The organism is Pedobacter aquatilis, assembly GCF_032678425.1.
GTDB lineage: Bacteria > Bacteroidota > Bacteroidia > Sphingobacteriales > Sphingobacteriaceae > Pedobacter > Pedobacter aquatilis_B.
In genome coordinates this window covers 331,629-347,986 of record NZ_JAVTSG010000005.1, presented here as the reverse complement: position 1 = coordinate 347,986, position 16,358 = coordinate 331,629, and the positions used below count along the sequence as shown (strand labels likewise).

The following is a 16,358-nucleotide window of genomic DNA, read 5'->3' as shown; positions in this document are numbered from 1 at the left end:
ACACAAAGTGGTCACTTATTTCCGGACCAAAATGTGCACAGATACCCCCTAAAGCATGAAGTCGACTGATTTTAGCTTTTTTAAGCGTTGGTTTTAAGTATCTGGATCATCGGTTGTTTTCCGCTTTCAAAGTTACCTGGTGAGATTTAAAAGGCTTTAAAAATGAAAATGCTCAGTTGATTCATCCTATATATTTAAATTACAATTTTTAGCGGGCAAGGAGCTTTGTAATTGGCTTTGAGGAGCTACTCGAAGCGAAATTCAGTCTTCAATGGGCTGGAGCGGTTACAGGTTAGCCATTTTCTGATCTGGCAACATGAACTGGAATTATTTATCTTTGGTGAAGAACAATGCTCACTAGATCTCTACCCTGGAGACAAAATCCGGCTGCACACTTTGAACCGGAATCCGGTATCTACTATCCCTGAAATCCCCACCTGAAAAATTTCCAATTAGACAGAGCACTATTTAGTTTAAATAGTAAAATGCAGATTATGTGTAGGGATTGACGTAATCCAAATGTTCAAATTGGTGAGGTAAATTTATATTACTAAATTTCAAACTTAACTAATCATTTACCTATGAAAAAAACATCATTATTTTTAGGACTCATAGTCCTGCTCCTTTCTGCATGTAAAAAGGATAATCCAGTTGTGGCTGAATCTAATCCGGGTCTCATAACCAAATCAAATACTAATCCTCAGCAGAGGGGCCTTCCGGTCAACTACAGCTATATTGTGGATAATGGCAACGGTACATTTTCAGGAACATGGGCCGTGGCGGATTTATTATTCGGTGCAATACAATATGTTGGTGGAACTTTTGTGGAAGGTGAACGCGCTATCCCTTCATCTGTTTATACGCCATCTGGTGCAACCACGGCCGAGGTGGATCAGTATGGAGTTGTTGTGATAACAACCCAACTTACGAATATGAGCATAAATCCCGAGTTCATTGAAGATATGTCTAGATTCCGTGCTGCATACAGCGATTATATTAATGCGGTTTCTAGTGGTGAAAATCCTACGAACTCACCTGCATTACGCGATTATCTCAAGGATAGCTATGGAGGGCATTTAACCAAAACCTTCGTAGCCCAGACAATTAGGACTTATCGAACACCTTCTACGTTCGCATTAGTAGATGCTACCTTCAAAGTGATAGACAGGGTGCCAGACTAAGATATCGAAGATTTACCTTCAAGCGGAATTTGCTTGAGTCTAAATATTTTAATTTTAGGATGTTCGATATTTTTTTTTTATAAAATTCATTTCCTGGCTAATGGCCGGGATTTTTTTTGGGTTACTATCGTCAAATTGAATTGCTAATGTTTCAAAATAAAAATTGCAGATACAGACTACTTCACCAAAATTCATACACGTCAGCTCATACTTAATAACGCGCACATTTCAGCAAAGATGGCCCACCTATACCCTCCTGATTTATTTGTCGTGTGGATTGGAGAGACCAAAATCACCGAAGATTACATGCAAATTAAATCAGAATTATCGTATGATAATTAATCTGGCGGAACGGGTTAAATAAATCGGCTTGTCCATCTGGATTGCCACCTCCGATGGAAAAAAAATCCAAAGTATGAAATCATGAAAGCGGGGGGCTATTCAGTTCTTCTCATTCAGCAACTTGTGTAAAAGGCAAAATATAAATTATTGATAATAACCTATCGTGTCAATTTGCCATTTGCCATCATTACGAGATAATGTAAAAATCATCTTATTATTGTAAGCTTTTATTCTGTACTGTATTATAGCTTTATTACTGATTACAGCCCACTCTTCAAACACACCATCTTCATAGTAGTCATATATGGCTTCTGGTTCATCTCTTTGTAAGGTTATACTTCCATCCAACCCGTCGATTTTAATGATTGCATTTTTTGGAAGCTTTGGTTCACCTTCCAGTGTTTTTCCAATATCGTAGAAATATTGCCTCAAATTATTAATATAATATTCTGAAAACAAGCCTGATTTCCTGAATCTGTTTAAAAAAATCTCAACACCTGCTTTGTCAATCGATCTTTTTTTCAAATTCCCTACAGGTGTCTCTTTAACAATAACAAATCGCTTTTCCTTTGATACCGGTGTATCTTCATCAAACTTAAAAAATTTGAAAAGCGTAATTTTTATAGATTCGAACGAATCTTTCGGACTTGTTTGTGCTGTAACTACATGGCACGAACACATCATTAAAATTAGCAGAATTTGCTTTTTCATAAGCTATTTGAGGATACTTTTTCGCACTTGGGTTAATACGAAATCATGATGACCTTGAATTGAACCGTATTGGCTCATTGTCTTGCCTGATATCCTTCCTGTATTCGAATTGTAATATAATTTGTTTTCTTTACTAGCGCCATATATTGGCCAATTAGTTGAACTATTATAAAATGAGAAATATCTACCTTTTGAATCTGTTCCCATCCCAACAATTACAATAAAATGATCCGTGGTGTTATCCTCATTTGGACTACCGCTTCGAACATCAACCCCAGCGAGTACTGGAACGCCAGCGCTAAGCTTAGTTATCAAATAGGTGACTGCCCTTTTAGTCTGATTCATATCAGTTCCTGAGCTAGCAGTATAAGTTTGAAATATTTGAGACAGTTGATACCCGCCTGCCGTGTAACCATTTTTTCCTAGCTGTTCCTTTGCTAAAACAAAGCATTTTTCCACTTTTGTTGTTCCTGGTTTAAACCGATTGGGAACAAAATTTTTGTACGATATAACGCTATTTACATTAGGCCAGGTTTGCGCATCTTGGTAGGGCTGGTAAACTGTTAAATAATCGGGATCATACAAAACTTCATCGTCCGGATCTGTCCAGTCTAAATCAACTGGTAATAATGAACTATTTTCATTGAAATCCATATCACTGTTGTTCATACCGTAATTCACTGCTTCTACAAGATAATCTTTTTGCGCTGTTTCATCACCATAAGAAACCAAATATTCTGCCAATTGCTTATCAAGACCTGGTTTGGACATCAAATATCTGGATTGTGCCGGGTTTAATCCCAGACTGGCCGTAACAAATTCAAGGTTACTAAGGAGATATGGACTAGCATCACAGGGAGGGGGTAATAATTGCAGGCGAGAACCTTTGGCGAAATTTGCAGTTGAATTCCCTCCATTCCCCGCACATGGATCGAAATCCCCGGGTGTACTCGGTGTCGTACCACCCTCTCCACCGCCGCCACCACCACCAGGTATTCCACCATTTCCTTGGTAAGTAATACATGCATAATTCGTTGTACCAACAAGTGTTACACCCGGTCTTTCTCCTCAAGTTAACTGGCATTGCAATCTATCTGCAAAGCTATGTAGTCCAGATGCGCACGAATATTCATAATAGTTATAAACAGTGAACTCATAACAAAACTCAGCTAGCGATATTTTAGTGGGAACAGAACTTAACAACAACTTATCTTTAACGATAGAGTTGATGTTTCGAGTGCTTATCGCACTAGAACTATCATATAATAAAGTATGACTTATATCACCGTCAAAAGCTTGGTTCTTTTTTAATTTCCAATTTGCTATCCAATTTTTTGATGGAGTATATGTTGTCACAAAAATAGTTGTTCTTTCTTTACTTTCATCAATCGTTAGATTTTGAAATGATGTGGCATGTTTACTTGATAATTCAATCTGAAAAATATAGCTCGTATGGTCTCTATAAGTTAATGTTACTACGCTGTCCTTATTTATCTTAAGGCCACTATAGCTTTCCGGGACAGAAAGCGACATAATTTTTTCACTCATACCAGCTGGCTTTATAAACTGACTTTTGAAACTCCCTAAGTTCGAAATGTTTACCTTATTAGCAAATTCCGAATAATTTAGTATCTGAGTTTTAGGACCGCTGAGGTATTCTAAAGTTTTGGATTGTAATTTAAGGTCGATATTTTCTGTTGATTTAAGTGTTTCTTTTTTACAAGAATACAAGAAGAAAAAACAACACAAAATTAGAAATGGCTTTAACCATTTGATTGAGGGCATTAAAGTTTTCATTTTGAGAGAGGTTAGATTTATCGAATATATTTTTATTTTATCAATTTAACAAATCCAATTATCATTTTTACAGCATTATCCAAATTGACAATTACACCATACATTAATCATGGAAAATTGATATATCAAGTTAATTGTATAACATTTTATCTAACCCACGATATGTTTTTATAAAACCGCTATGACATCGCAATTTTACAAGATTCGTAATTAGTCAATCAACTAAAATAAAGAACTTTTTGACTAGGGGTGTCATGAAAGGTGTATTTAACCTAAGCAAAAAATTATATAAGAAAAATTCAGAAAATCTTTGGTAATAACTAACTTGATTACCAAAGATTGTACCCTACTACGAGTTTCAAACGAACCAATTTTTTGAAGATTTAAAGGTTTTATCAGAATTGGGGCTGCTTAAACGCAAATTGTCGGCGGGACATTAACGAACCCTTTATGAAAAGTAAATCCGGGACAACACAGAGATTGACCAGAGCGCTTGAAGAACGACAAGTAAATTCAGACGATAAAATTTTAATATACGTCCGTAACAGTTACATTATTTTGGGGCTCAATCATTTCGCCATCTCTCCATTTAATCTTAGTTGCAAACTTGCCCGAATTCCATGTGTAACTTAAAATTAGGTCATGATCTTGCGAATAACGAACCAGATCTCGTGGATTATTTTTCAACCATCCTGAATTTGTTTTTGAGGATACTTTATATATGATAATCTGATATGTATATAAATTTTTGAGTTGAGGCTCCGATTTAGCTATTGCCTTTGCAAAGCTATCAACGGTAGCATAGTTTTTTTCAGAATTTTTAAAGCCTTTTACTGTATATAACTTTAATCTAACGTTGTGAATTGAATCATTTTGACCGCGAACTGTATCACGGTAATTTGTCTGGTCTAGAGGAGCGAAGGTTAGTTTCGATTCAGTTGTATTGCAAGCGACAACTGAAATCAATAACAAAACGAAGATATAATAAGACTTTTTCATAATTTATAGGTCACCCTCAATCCTTTGTTTTAAATTAATGACAGTTCTGAATGGCTTATAGCCTCTTACGTGTTGTAGTGTCCACCATGCAGCAAACCCTTCATGCTTATACTGGTACAGTATAACATCATGTTTATCAAGGCCGAAATGATCTACTATTTCTACATTTATTATTGCTGACCAATGATTACCATTTTTCGAATAATCTTCAAGGGTAATCTTATTACTTTCTGTGTCATTTATTAAAATTTGCAAACCATTATATCGATGTAATAGTTCATCAAATTTTAATCGATTATTTATTGTTATTGACTGCACATTATTAATGTCCCCATTTACTTGCTGAAGATTAGTATTTAACAAAGATGTAAATCTCTTTACCCAGTTTTTATATACACTGCTCGCCTGAACTTTCCTTGAGAGATTTATATGACCAAATGTGTTTACATTACTTTGATTAAATGCATGAATGAAATCATGTGCAGCAACCGCCATGTCTGCATCCAAGATAGTAGTTAAATTAAATAATACTCTCATTTTATTAAACAATTGAGCGTCGCTGTATTGAAATATGGATGGCATCACACCATTAGTGTTTCCATTTGTGCCGTAGGTGAGATCTTCTCCCGTGTCTGTCCTCGGTGGAGTTGCTCCTATTAATCTACCTCCCAAAGATGGAGCATCACCTAGATCCGCTAGTATTGTTCCGTTATCAATTACAGGCCCTTCAATTACTGTGCCTGGTGGATTTGCTAAATCTGAAAATATATTTGGGACTATGTAATCATTAATGAATTTTGCAGGTGTGAAATCAGGGCTGGCTTCAGCATTATTTAAATACCATTTACAAAATGCTTTTGAATCTTGAGAATAGAGATTTTGCGATAAAAATGATAGCATAGGATCAACAAATCCAGGATTACGCACTAGAATCCTCTTTTCTTCTGGATTCAAACCTATATTTGCAACTAGAAATTCTACTGGTGCAAGTGTAACTGGCCCCCCATTATCACATGGGGGAGGAACTAATTGCAATCTAGTCCCTCTTTCGAATGAGGCACCAGCACCACCCATCAATCCATCACAGGGATCAAAATCTTCATTAGGGTCTGGTGTAGTCCCAGGATTTCCACCACTACCTCCGCCAGTTCCTCCTCCGCCACCATTAATAAATTCGCATTCTGTAGTTGTTGTAAGAACTGTTGTGTATCCGGCTGCAAGTGCTGTTCCTGCATAATCACATGCCTCGCCTGGTAAATGCATGCCTGAATAGCAAGGAAAACTAACATGTGAATACACCGAATAAGTTGTACAAACCTGAGTCAATGAAATTTTTTCTGGTGGTCCCAGCGATGCTTGTTTGTGGCTTTTAAGAGTAGATGCTAAACTTATCGATTCAGAGACTGCTTTTCCATCAATGCTAAGCATGGTATGTTCCACCTCGCCATCGTAAACTTGTTCTTGGTGTGCTCTCCATTTAGCTACCCAACTCTTACTAGGAGTATATGTTGATACAAAGATGAATGTTGAATCTTCACTCTGATCAATTGTTAAATTCTGGAATGATACAGCGTGAGGGCTAGATAACTGAACTTGAAATATAAAGCTGGTACGATTGCCATGAACGATCATTTTTACGCTATCGGTATTAATCGTCAGGCCTTTATAGCTTTGCGGTATAGAAAGGCTCATCAATTTTTCTTTGGAACGATTTTTTACAAATTGATCTTTAAATTCACCAAGCGCTCCAAGATCAACTTTATTAAGAAAATCAATATATCTAATTTGTTGAACCTTGGGTCTTTTCTGATATTCGAGATTGAGAAGTTCTTGTTTTGGATCAATTTTTTCACCTATAAGGTGACTATCTTTTTTGCAAGAAAAAATAATTAAGATAAATAAAAAAGGCAATTTTTTATAAATACTGCTAAAAGAAATCATAAGAATTTGAGATTGAGTTAATTTATGATGCAATCTAAAGAAATTTTTAAATCAAAATTTTGTCTATTGAAAGATTCCTTTTTTTTTACACGAAATCCTTTTTTTTTTATAATTGACAATGAAGGTTGTGATTCAAAACCTTTTTTTTACATAACTAATTAAGAAAACCATACAGTTATATTCTGTTTGCACTAAAATCTGCATATTTCGATAAAAGTGGTCCTTCATCACATTTGGTGAAGAACTCTGATTTGATAAATATTTTTTAGCAAATGTGTTTTCAAAACAGCAGATGGAGGAAGGCTTACGAACCCTTGCATTAAAAAAATTGCGTTTTCACCAAAAGTGACGAAGAGCTATAAAAGTGTACCGTCCATTTCGGTCCAAACTGACCAAAGATTTCTTGACCGGATTTTCTCACTAGCATCTCTTTCCCTTCCGACACTGGTGGGGTCGGCAGTCATGAAAGGTGTATTTAATAAGCAAAAAATTATATAAGAAAAATTCAGAAATTCGTTGGTAATCACTAACGTGATTACCAACGAATGTACCGATGAATGGGTGTATTTTCAACATTTGAAGTCCTTTTTGTTACTTATTGAGCCAATAGTCGATGATTTGAAGCTGAAAGGTTTAATCGAATAATGCAATTATTGTCATCAACCGTCGAAGGCGATTTCCCTAGTAAGTACAAAGGGCGGGAAGTTTTGAACCGAGAGTCTTGCTTTTGAATTATTTTTTACCATAGACAAAATTTGGTTGAGAAATTACTAAACTGCTTGGACTGAAACAGGTAGGTCACCTTCACTGAAATGTGCAGAGTTACTACTAGGATAAATCGAAACGTTCAATTCAGACTCTAATTTATTTTCTGCCTAACTGTTTATTTGGAATTCAATTTACAGATAGCTGCAGTTGGTAAATGCCAACTGTAGCTCTGCACAAAATTTACCGCAAGCTGCTATTAATGCTGCTATAACAGCTCCTCCATACCGAAAATTGCAAGTCCTTTTCCAAACTGCTCTGCCACTGCCCTGTTTGCTGCTTCGATATATTTTCCAGTTATGGGGTCTACAACAGTTCTCAAAGCTCGTTGTCCTTTTTCTGTTTCGATCAGCTTGATGATCGCATCGGCAACATCCTGTGGATTGGGATTTTTGCTCTGCATTTCACCAGTGATTGCGCCCAGCATTTTGCCCGGTAGATCAGCTATTGCACTGTAGCCCTCGAACACAGTCTGATCTGAAGCATACTGGGTTTTTTGGGACATCTCGGTCGGAAATGCACCAGGTTCGACAATCGCAACATCAATGCCAAGACGTTTGACCTCATAATGCAAGCCTTCGCTTATTCCCTCCAGGCCGAATTTTGAACCTGAATAAATAGCGGCAAATGGGAATGATACCCGTCCAAAACCACTGGTCACGTTAATGATTAGCCCATCTGCCTGTTTGCGCATAACGGGTAGCACCTGTTTGATGAATCTCCATGGCGCAAATACATTAATATCGAACAATGCCTGCACGTCAGCGGTTGTAAAACTTTCTGCGACACCATTCATAGAAAAGCCCGCATTGTTGATGAGTACATCAATAGTTTTTTCATTTGTGGTAATGGTTTCAATGGCCTGCCTAACGCTAGCATCATCAGTCAAGGTAACATCCAGCACGGTTACATTTTCCAGCGCAGAAAGTGCTTTTGCTTTTTCGGCGTTTTTACCATCAACCTCTCTCATGGTGGCGTAAACCCGATGACCCAAGGCAGCTAAACTGTGTGCGGTCAGCCAGCCGAATCCACTATTTGTTCCTGTTATCAATACGATTTTTTTGTTCATAACTCTATATTTAAATGAATAGAACAAAACTCCAAAATCGAGGCCCCATAACTTTTACCATTTGGTAAAAAGGATCATGCGCATATAAAACAGACAATTACCGGACATTTCGCCGTATCCGGCTCAGAGACTGTTGGGTGATGCCCAGGTAAGAGGCGACGCGCGAGAGTGGCACACGATTGACCAGGCCAGGGAAATGATTCAGGAACATAAAATAACGGTTGGTAGCATCTTCAGAGACCAAAGGGCTTCTGCGTTCGATTGCTTTTAACAGGCAATTTTTTTGTATTAGATTTTCAATCTCTTTCCAGCGTACAATGGTATTGCCTATCTCATCCCAGTCTCTTTTCGAGAAGACAATCAGCTCGCAGTCTGTCTCTGCCTGGATATATTCGGAAGAAATAATTTGTGCTTCGAACCTCTGCTGATCAGAAACAAAGTTGTTTTCCTCCACGAAGGAATGTGTAATATCTTCTCCCTTGTTATTATAGTAGCAAAAGCGAACCACCCCTTTTAAAAGAAACCCGACATATCTGGGAATCTTCCCAGCTTCTGAAAAATAATCTTCTTTGCGGAGATTAATTTTTTGTGCTTTAGCTGTGATGAGATCGATCTGTTGCCTGTTCAGGTCACCGAACTGAAGAATGTAGTTAACAAACGCTTCCATCCTTCAAAGTTCGGAAATCCCTTCGTGGATTTTTTTACCATTTGGTAAATATGAAATATGCCAAACAATTTTCATCAGCAGAATCAGTTGGCCAGCCTCCATCTTTTAAATACCGCCAATATGTTCGGTGCGCCAATAAAAAACCAGCAGGCCAGTATTGGATCGCAAACAGCACAACCAGCAGATGAGGAAGGTTCAATCGGCACAATAGGCGTTCCATAAAGATGATGCAGGATGTCCCATGCCGTATGCAGCAACCAGCCAATGCCAATAAAGTAATAATGTTTTAGCCCCTGAAAGGCGACAAAGAGCATTACCGAGCCAAAGACAAATTCCCAAATGCCCAGTCCCCCGTTCCAGTATACGCCGCCTGCACCGGCAATTATTATGGCGTTTAATTTTTGTCTTTCAGGCTCTTTTACCAGGGACATGATGGTAATAAATAATATCGCAATGCCCACTGCAGCCAATGCATTTATAAAGCTGAAATCAGGAATTTGATTTACCATATTCATTTAGTTATTTATTTGTTAATGGTTTAATGATTTATTATTCTGCTTTTGACCCCAATTTTCGGAGAATATGCCGATCGATATAGAATGTGCCCAAAGGAATCAGGCAGGCAAGGAGTACTTTCCAGGTTGTGTCTTTGAATTTCCATCCTTGTTGTACAGCTACACTGAAAGTGCTGAATACAAACCATAGAAACAGTGCGCCATGGACTGGCCCTATTGCTTTGACCAGAGCAGGGTTATTCCAGTAATATTTCAAAGGGACTGCTACCAATAGTAAAATAAGCAGCGAAATGCCCTCGAGGTAACTAATTATGCGCAGGCGCCCCAGGGAAGAATTGAAGAGATTTATCATATGTGTTTAAATTAAAATGTGCGGGAGTAAGGCCGGGCAGCGAAAGGAGAAAATGGCCAGGGTATTGCAACGATAATTATCAGTAGCGCAAGAAGGAACCAGATTAACATGGTCCGATACTTCCCGACATCAGAATGCATCCGCTTGGCCTTTGCCGATCCGAAAGTGATAAAAACTACCGATAACAACATCAGCGAAATGTGGATAAACTTAAAAAAGTTATGGTCATTAAAGATTTGACCATTGCTATCCGTCACTGGATATTTTACTACCGTGCTTTGAAAATATAGGATTATTCCAACCATCAGCTGAAGGTGAGCAGATGTTGCCGTCCAGTGCCTGATTTGGTTGGCGAATGCCGTGAAGACCAAGCCCCTTCGAAAACCCCGGTAAGAAATAACTATACTCAATAGTAACATGACCAATACTGCCCAGCGAAACCAAGAGTGCAATGATAGAAGAAAAGGATACATAATCATAAAAGATACTAATTGGTATGTTTTTTATTAAATTTTTTTTATGTTAAGCTGCATAAATAAATTTTGAACTGTCTGAGGAATTCTTCGTAAGCCCCTCTGCCGAAAATCTTACCCACGTTTCGAGCCCCGCTATAACTGGCAGAGATGAATAAAGCAATCTGTTTCGCATCATGGTTTTTACTAATTTTTCCTTTGTTCTGCGCAGTGGATATTGTTTCCTGCATAGCTTTTTGCCATTCCACCATTAGCCGCATCAGGGCTTTGCGGAATGTTTCGCTGATTGGGGCCATTTCATCCACCAAGTTTACTGCCGGACAACCATATTTAACTTTGAAGAAAGGATTGGTTAGCAGCAGACCTTTTAACATATTGTAAATATCCGCAGCAACATCATCGGTCTTACCCAATACTTCTACCATATAGGGCATCATGCCCGGATACATGATTTCATTGATCACGGCCAGTCCCATCTCCTCTTTATTTTTGAAGTGATAAAAAAAAGCGCCTTTAGTAACCTCTGTTGTTGCTATAATGACATCAATACTTGTTGCCTGATAACCGTTCTGATAGATAAGTTCAAAAGCCTTTTGCAGGATATTGTGACGAGTGGATTCAGCCTTGGACATAAGATACTAACTGGTATGTTCTACAAACATAGCTGAATATTTTTAGTAGGTAAAATATCAAGAGTCAGGTTTAGGTCATAAGGTGCATACGGCCCAACTGGCAAGTAAATACGTTTTTGGAAGAGGGGTCTTATTCGTCTATAACTTTACAGTTCTAAGTATTCCTAAAACCTCCTTATTTTATTCTTAATCGATTCAATTTTCTATTTGACAAAGAAAAAGAAAAAATGCATCTTGAGATCTCAATTCAAACCAAAAAAACTCTCTCTATGACCATCACGATAAAAGATGAAACCTTTGCCGGAAAAATCTTAAATGAAATCCAACTGCAATTTCAATCCAGCAGTGTCACTGTATCAGACATCATTTCCAGCCGCGTAAAAAAAGAGGTAGAAACTTACAACAATAAGCTACCCGAATACTTTACTGGTCTCGTTGAGCCCACAGAGGCGGAAAAAACACTAAATGGTTATAAGCTTAAAAACAGAAAATTAATTGATGCCGAAAAGCAAGTTTACGTCGCTTTAGATGCCTTCCAAAAGAATGGTTTTTTCGTACTCATCGATAACCAACAATCAGAAAGCTTAACACAACAAGTCGAGCTTCACCCCCACACCACCATCAGCTTTATTAAACTTACTCCTTTAGTTGGCGGATAGCGATGAAAATATTTGATAAAATTAAACAAGCCATCACAGACGCTACTGAAAAAGTAACCAGTAGCTTCAATGATGCGGTAACGAGCGAAAATCCGGAATTCAAAAAAATCATCACGGACACCAGAAACGAATGCTTAAAAATAAACGAATATTTTTATGACGTCAAATTCAGCACCATTGATACCTACCAAACTATTGTGCAGCACTGGGACAATGAAAAAAAATTAGACTTCTTATTTTATTGCCTTAAAGAAATTGATGTCTACGCCAGATCAGAAAATCTAGGCAGTCGAACCCTAGCTTCCAATGACCATACCGTTAGAGATGGCTATCTAACCCAATTATTTAGAACTAAATTGCATTTTGAAGAGCGCATCATCATAAAATTCATTAACGAATTCTTTACCAAAAAACGCTATGGTCAGTGGTCCAACGTAACCCGATGGCCAATTGCGCTCTTCCTCAATCAACTCCTTAATCAATACAAAACTGAACAACCGAGTGAGCAGGTAAAAATTAGCCTTAAAAAACTAAAAGATGCCTTCAACTCAAGCGATCAAGCCAATCTAAAAGAGAACGTTAAAATCGTTGCTAAAATCGACGAGCTGCTTTTCGAGCGTGCTATCGACGCAGTCAAGCCCATTCTTTTTCTAGGTGAAGATGCTTTTGCTGCATTTGCAAACCCTATGGTATTATCCATGGAAAATCAAGAAAAGCTCATCTGGTTTGAATTAATTGCCAAAGCGCAGAAAGCCACTGGCTCCAAGCCGAGCAAAAAATACCTCGATGAATCCCTTGCACTAATTAAAACCTTGGGAACCGATAAATTCAAAAAAGTGATTACCAGTTGGATAGATTTCGCTATCGCCCATAAAGAAATCACTACTGAGCACAGTTACGGCACCGGCAGCCAGCGCTATACCTACACTACCGCAGAGTTTTTAAGCAGCATTAACTTAGATGCCATCAAAGGCTTCATTTGGATTTGCGCCCATTTCCACGACCAAAATACCCTAAACCTAATTGCTAAACTAGCAGAACGCTGCTTCAAAAAAATACCTGGGAAAGGTCCGGCAGCGGCAGGTCTAGGTAACGCCTGTTTATATACCCTCTATAAATCCAAAGGCCTAGACGGCATCGGTCACTTATCGAGACTAAAACTGCGCATTAAACAATCCAGCACACAAGTGCTCATCGAAAAATACATCGCAGAAGCCGCTGCGATTCAAAAAGTATCTACCCATGATATAGAAGATATGGCGGTAGAAGATTTCAAGCTTAGTGGCGGAAAAAGAATGTACAGTTTTGAAGACTACACCTGCACCCTAAAAATTATCGGTGTTGGTAAATCCGAACTCACTTGGACCAAACCAGACGGCAGTCCTCAAAAAACTGTCCCAAGCTTTATCAAAGAAAAACATGCTGCGAAACTCAAAAAAATAAAAGACACGCAGAAACAAGTTGATCAAAATACCGCAGCACAAAGAGACCGCATCGATAGGCTGTTTCGTACTGGAAGAATCTGGCCCTACGAAAACTTTGAAAAATACTTCCTTCACCATGGCCTAGTCGGCACCCTAGCAGAAAAAATCATTTGGACGTTTACTAGCCCTTTAAACAGTGACCAACAAACTTTGATTCAAATTAATCAGGAATGGCAAGACAATAAAGGCAATAAAGCAGCACCAAAAAACGACTGTACCGTATCCTTATGGCATCCAGCCTTAGCCAGTACCCAAGAAACAACTGATTGGAGAACATTTTTAAGCGAGCATAAAATACAGCAACCCATTAAGCAGGCTTTTAGGGAAGTTTACCTACTGACTGATGCCGAGATCAATACCCGTACCTATAGCAACCGAATGGCCTCCCACATTTTAAAGCAGCATCAATTCAACATGCTGGCCAAAACCCGCGGCTGGAAATATTCCCTACTCGGGGCTTACGATGATGGACGATACAACCAATCGGCTCAAGTGAACCTACCAGAATATAACCTGCGTGCAGAATACTGGGTAAATGAAGTGGCCGCAGATGATGCTTTCAACGATACAGGCATCTGGAACTACATTTCCACCGATCAAGTACGCTTCGTAAACAGCACCAACGACCAGGTCATGAACCTAATTGACATCCCAGCTTTGCCCCTTTCAGAAGTCTTAAGAGATGTTGATTTATTTGTTGGCGTAGCGAGCGTGGGTAACGATCCCACCTGGCAAGATTCAGGAGGCCTTCCTGCCTACCGGGATTACTGGACCGCTTTCTCTTTTGGGGAACTCTCTGAAGTAGCTAAAAACAGAAAAGACATCATCACTGGCCTCTTGCCAAGATTAAAAATCAGTAAAGTTGCCCACATTAAAGATAAGTTTCTTGTGGTACAAGGCACTTTGCGTACCTATAAAATCCACCTGGGCAGTACCAACATTTTGATGGAACCAAACGACCAATACCTTTGTATCGTACCCGATAGAAGTCAAAAAAGCCACACCGAAAACCTCTTCATCCCATTTGAAGGCGACGCAGGCCTATCAGTCATCTTATCAAAAGCTTTTTTATTGGCCCAGGACGATAAAATCACCGACAGCACGATAACCTCTCAAATCAACCGAAGTTGATGCAGCGCTACCAACAACAAATCTTAGTACCAGAAGTACTAAAAAGTGGCCAAGAAAAACTAGCAAAAGCGAGAGTGCTAATTATTGGTGCAGGTGGACTGGGCGTTCCTCTAGCCACTTATCTTGCTTCCGCTGGTGTTGGACATATCGGCATCATCGATCAAGATACCATATCCATTAGTAACCTGCACCGACAGTTCCTATACACGATAACAGACCTAAATAAACCAAAAGTAGAGATCCTAAAAACAAGACTAAACCAAATCAACCCTGAGGTTGAAATAACCAGCTATAAGGAAAACCTTAACCAAAACAATGCAGAAAAAATTATCCAAGACTATGACATCATTTGCGACTGTACCGATGACACAGAAACAAGAATCCTTATTGGCCAAATCAGCGCAGCACACGAAAAACCACTCGTCTATGCTGCCGTTTTAGAATGGACCGCTTACCTCACTGTCCTTAACCATAAACAAAAGATCAGGCTTGAAGACATCTTTTCCAGCCAATCTTTGCGCGAAAATGCTAGTAACACCTGCAGCACAGCCGGTATCATCAACACCACTTGCGGCATCACAGGAACCATGCAAGCCTCAGAAGTACTAAAAATCATCCTTAACTTAGATAGTAATCTAGACGGAAACCTCCTTTGTATTGATACCTTGAGCAATATTTTTAGAACGTTTAAAATAAAATAATCTCATAATAATCTGAGCAGCTAAGACAAATCCAATTCATGTGCTATCAACTCGAAATGGCATAATATATCTTCCGATAAGGTATTTTAATTTCGAAGAAGAACGGAATAGCATGAGTTATTTACTTCGGTCGATTCTGTCACTACCAAAAAACTGATGCCTACTCAAAAAAGATATTAAGAATTTTGTGATCTTTTCGAATCCTTTAGATGACAATCAAAGTCGCTGACCTTTTCAAGTTTATTCATTAAAGATAATCTGTTATTTACCTGCGCTTTGTCGTAAATATTTTGCACATGTCGAGAAACTGTAGATATAGCTATAAATAATTTATCACTGACCTGCTTTTTGGTATAACCGAGTTTTAGAAGACGTATAACTTGCTTTTCACGCAGACTGAAGCCATAATTAAGAAGGTTTTCTTCAAAAACCTCCTCTGTTGGAAAATGGAAATTTTCAACTACTGTACTATTCTTATGCCATCTTCTCACGGAATAAGAAATAAATACTGGGGTAATCACTGCAAATTCCAAATTAATAAACAATATTTCAATCCACTTGGAAACATTAAAATAAATAAATAGGTCCATAACTCCCCAAGGAATTACTGCCATGCAAATCGAAATTGTCCCCCATTTACTTAAAGTAAGGCACGCCATTTTAGGCTTGAAAAATGAACGCCTTATTAGGCGAATGATTGCAATGAGCATGAAAATCAATAAGGAGTTAAACTAAATCACCCCGCCTTAATGCCAAGCGAAAATATTCGATGAAACCATAAAAAATATTTAATCTAATAATGCTGAATATTCTAAAATTTCTGGCCTTCTTTCACTGTATACCTACAACCTATTAACTAAATTTCCAATATTTTAAGTGTGCTATCGCGTAACCCTTTAAATTCAGCCAAAAAAACTGAAAAACAGATAGGAACAAAAA

15 protein-coding genes are annotated in these 16,358 nt (G+C 38.3%); 4 read left to right on the top strand and 11 right to left on the bottom strand.

Going from position 1 to position 16,358, the window contains the following annotated elements; genetic code table 11:
- Positions 1–581 precede the first annotated feature (581 nt).
- Positions 582–1,181: a hypothetical protein gene (locus R2Q16_RS16555; RefSeq protein WP_316738547.1), complete on the top strand. Its 600-nt coding sequence runs from the start codon at positions 582–584 to the stop codon at positions 1,179–1,181.
- Positions 1,182–1,667: 486 nt separating this feature from the next.
- Here the strand turns inward: R2Q16_RS16555 and R2Q16_RS16550 are convergent, their stop codons facing one another.
- The 10 genes from R2Q16_RS16550 to R2Q16_RS16505 all read right to left on the bottom strand — a co-directional run bounded on the left by R2Q16_RS16550 (position 1,668) and on the right by R2Q16_RS16505 (position 11,444).
- The gene (locus R2Q16_RS16550) at positions 1,668–2,234 is read right to left on the bottom strand and encodes a hypothetical protein (protein WP_316738545.1); all 567 of its coding nucleotides are present in this window, start codon (positions 2,232–2,234) and stop codon (positions 1,668–1,670) included.
- A 3-nt stretch (positions 2,235–2,237) separates the two neighbouring features.
- Positions 2,238–3,005, bottom strand: coding sequence for a hypothetical protein (locus R2Q16_RS16545; RefSeq protein WP_316738543.1), 768 nt, complete (start codon positions 3,003–3,005; stop codon positions 2,238–2,240).
- A gap of 297 nt (positions 3,006–3,302) precedes the next feature.
- Positions 3,303–4,031 carry a hypothetical protein gene (locus tag R2Q16_RS16540; protein ID WP_316738542.1) on the bottom strand — a complete coding sequence of 243 codons (729 nt, stop codon included), beginning with the start codon at positions 4,029–4,031 and terminating at the stop codon, positions 3,303–3,305.
- Between the two features lie 528 nt (positions 4,032–4,559).
- Entirely contained in the window at positions 4,560–5,030 is a 471-nt protein-coding gene (locus R2Q16_RS16535) for a hypothetical protein (RefSeq protein ID WP_316738541.1), read from the bottom strand.
- A 3-nt stretch (positions 5,031–5,033) separates the two neighbouring features.
- Positions 5,034–7,004 carry a DUF3289 family protein gene (locus R2Q16_RS16530; RefSeq protein ID WP_316738540.1) on the bottom strand — a complete coding sequence of 657 codons (1,971 nt, stop codon included), beginning with the start codon at positions 7,002–7,004 and terminating at the stop codon, positions 5,034–5,036.
- A 940-nt stretch (positions 7,005–7,944) separates the two neighbouring features.
- Positions 7,945–8,805, bottom strand: a complete 861-nt coding sequence (locus tag R2Q16_RS16525; protein WP_316738539.1) for an SDR family oxidoreductase — start codon at positions 8,803–8,805, stop codon at positions 7,945–7,947.
- A gap of 97 nt (positions 8,806–8,902) precedes the next feature.
- Positions 8,903–9,472 (bottom strand): Crp/Fnr family transcriptional regulator, encoded by a 570-nt coding sequence (locus R2Q16_RS16520; RefSeq protein WP_316738538.1) that lies wholly within the window; start codon positions 9,470–9,472, stop codon positions 8,903–8,905.
- Between the two features lie 83 nt (positions 9,473–9,555).
- Positions 9,556–9,987, bottom strand: a complete 432-nt coding sequence (locus R2Q16_RS16515) for a DUF6010 family protein (protein WP_316738537.1) — start codon at positions 9,985–9,987, stop codon at positions 9,556–9,558.
- Positions 9,988–10,021: 34 nt separating this feature from the next.
- Positions 10,022–10,339, bottom strand: coding sequence for a DUF3817 domain-containing protein (locus R2Q16_RS16510; RefSeq protein ID WP_316738536.1), 318 nt, complete (start codon positions 10,337–10,339; stop codon positions 10,022–10,024).
- Positions 10,340–10,856: 517 nt separating this feature from the next.
- On the bottom strand, positions 10,857–11,444 hold the full coding sequence (locus R2Q16_RS16505) for a TetR/AcrR family transcriptional regulator (RefSeq protein WP_316738535.1): 588 nt from the start codon (positions 11,442–11,444) through the stop codon (positions 10,857–10,859).
- 269 nt (positions 11,445–11,713) lie between these two features.
- Here R2Q16_RS16505 and R2Q16_RS16500 point away from each other — a divergent pair, with 269 nt between their 5' ends.
- Genes R2Q16_RS16500 through R2Q16_RS16490 form a run of 3 tightly spaced genes read left to right on the top strand, consistent with a single transcriptional unit; the run spans position 11,714 to position 15,419 of the window.
- A complete protein-coding gene (locus R2Q16_RS16500) occupies positions 11,714–12,103 on the top strand; it encodes a hypothetical protein (protein ID WP_316738534.1) in 390 nt (129 codons plus the stop codon).
- A gap of 2 nt (positions 12,104–12,105) precedes the next feature.
- Positions 12,106–14,718 (top strand): DUF4132 domain-containing protein, encoded by a 2,613-nt coding sequence (locus R2Q16_RS16495; RefSeq protein WP_316738533.1) that lies wholly within the window; start codon positions 12,106–12,108, stop codon positions 14,716–14,718.
- Positions 14,718–15,419: a HesA/MoeB/ThiF family protein gene (locus R2Q16_RS16490; protein ID WP_316738532.1), complete on the top strand. Its 702-nt coding sequence runs from the start codon at positions 14,718–14,720 to the stop codon at positions 15,417–15,419. The genes R2Q16_RS16495 and R2Q16_RS16490 overlap by 1 nt, the downstream gene beginning before the upstream one ends.
- 176 nt (positions 15,420–15,595) lie before the next feature.
- On the opposite strand, the gene R2Q16_RS16485 is transcribed toward R2Q16_RS16490, so the two are convergent.
- Positions 15,596–16,033 (bottom strand): helix-turn-helix transcriptional regulator, encoded by a 438-nt coding sequence (locus R2Q16_RS16485; protein ID WP_316738530.1) that lies wholly within the window; start codon positions 16,031–16,033, stop codon positions 15,596–15,598.
- Positions 16,034–16,358 lie beyond the last annotated feature (325 nt).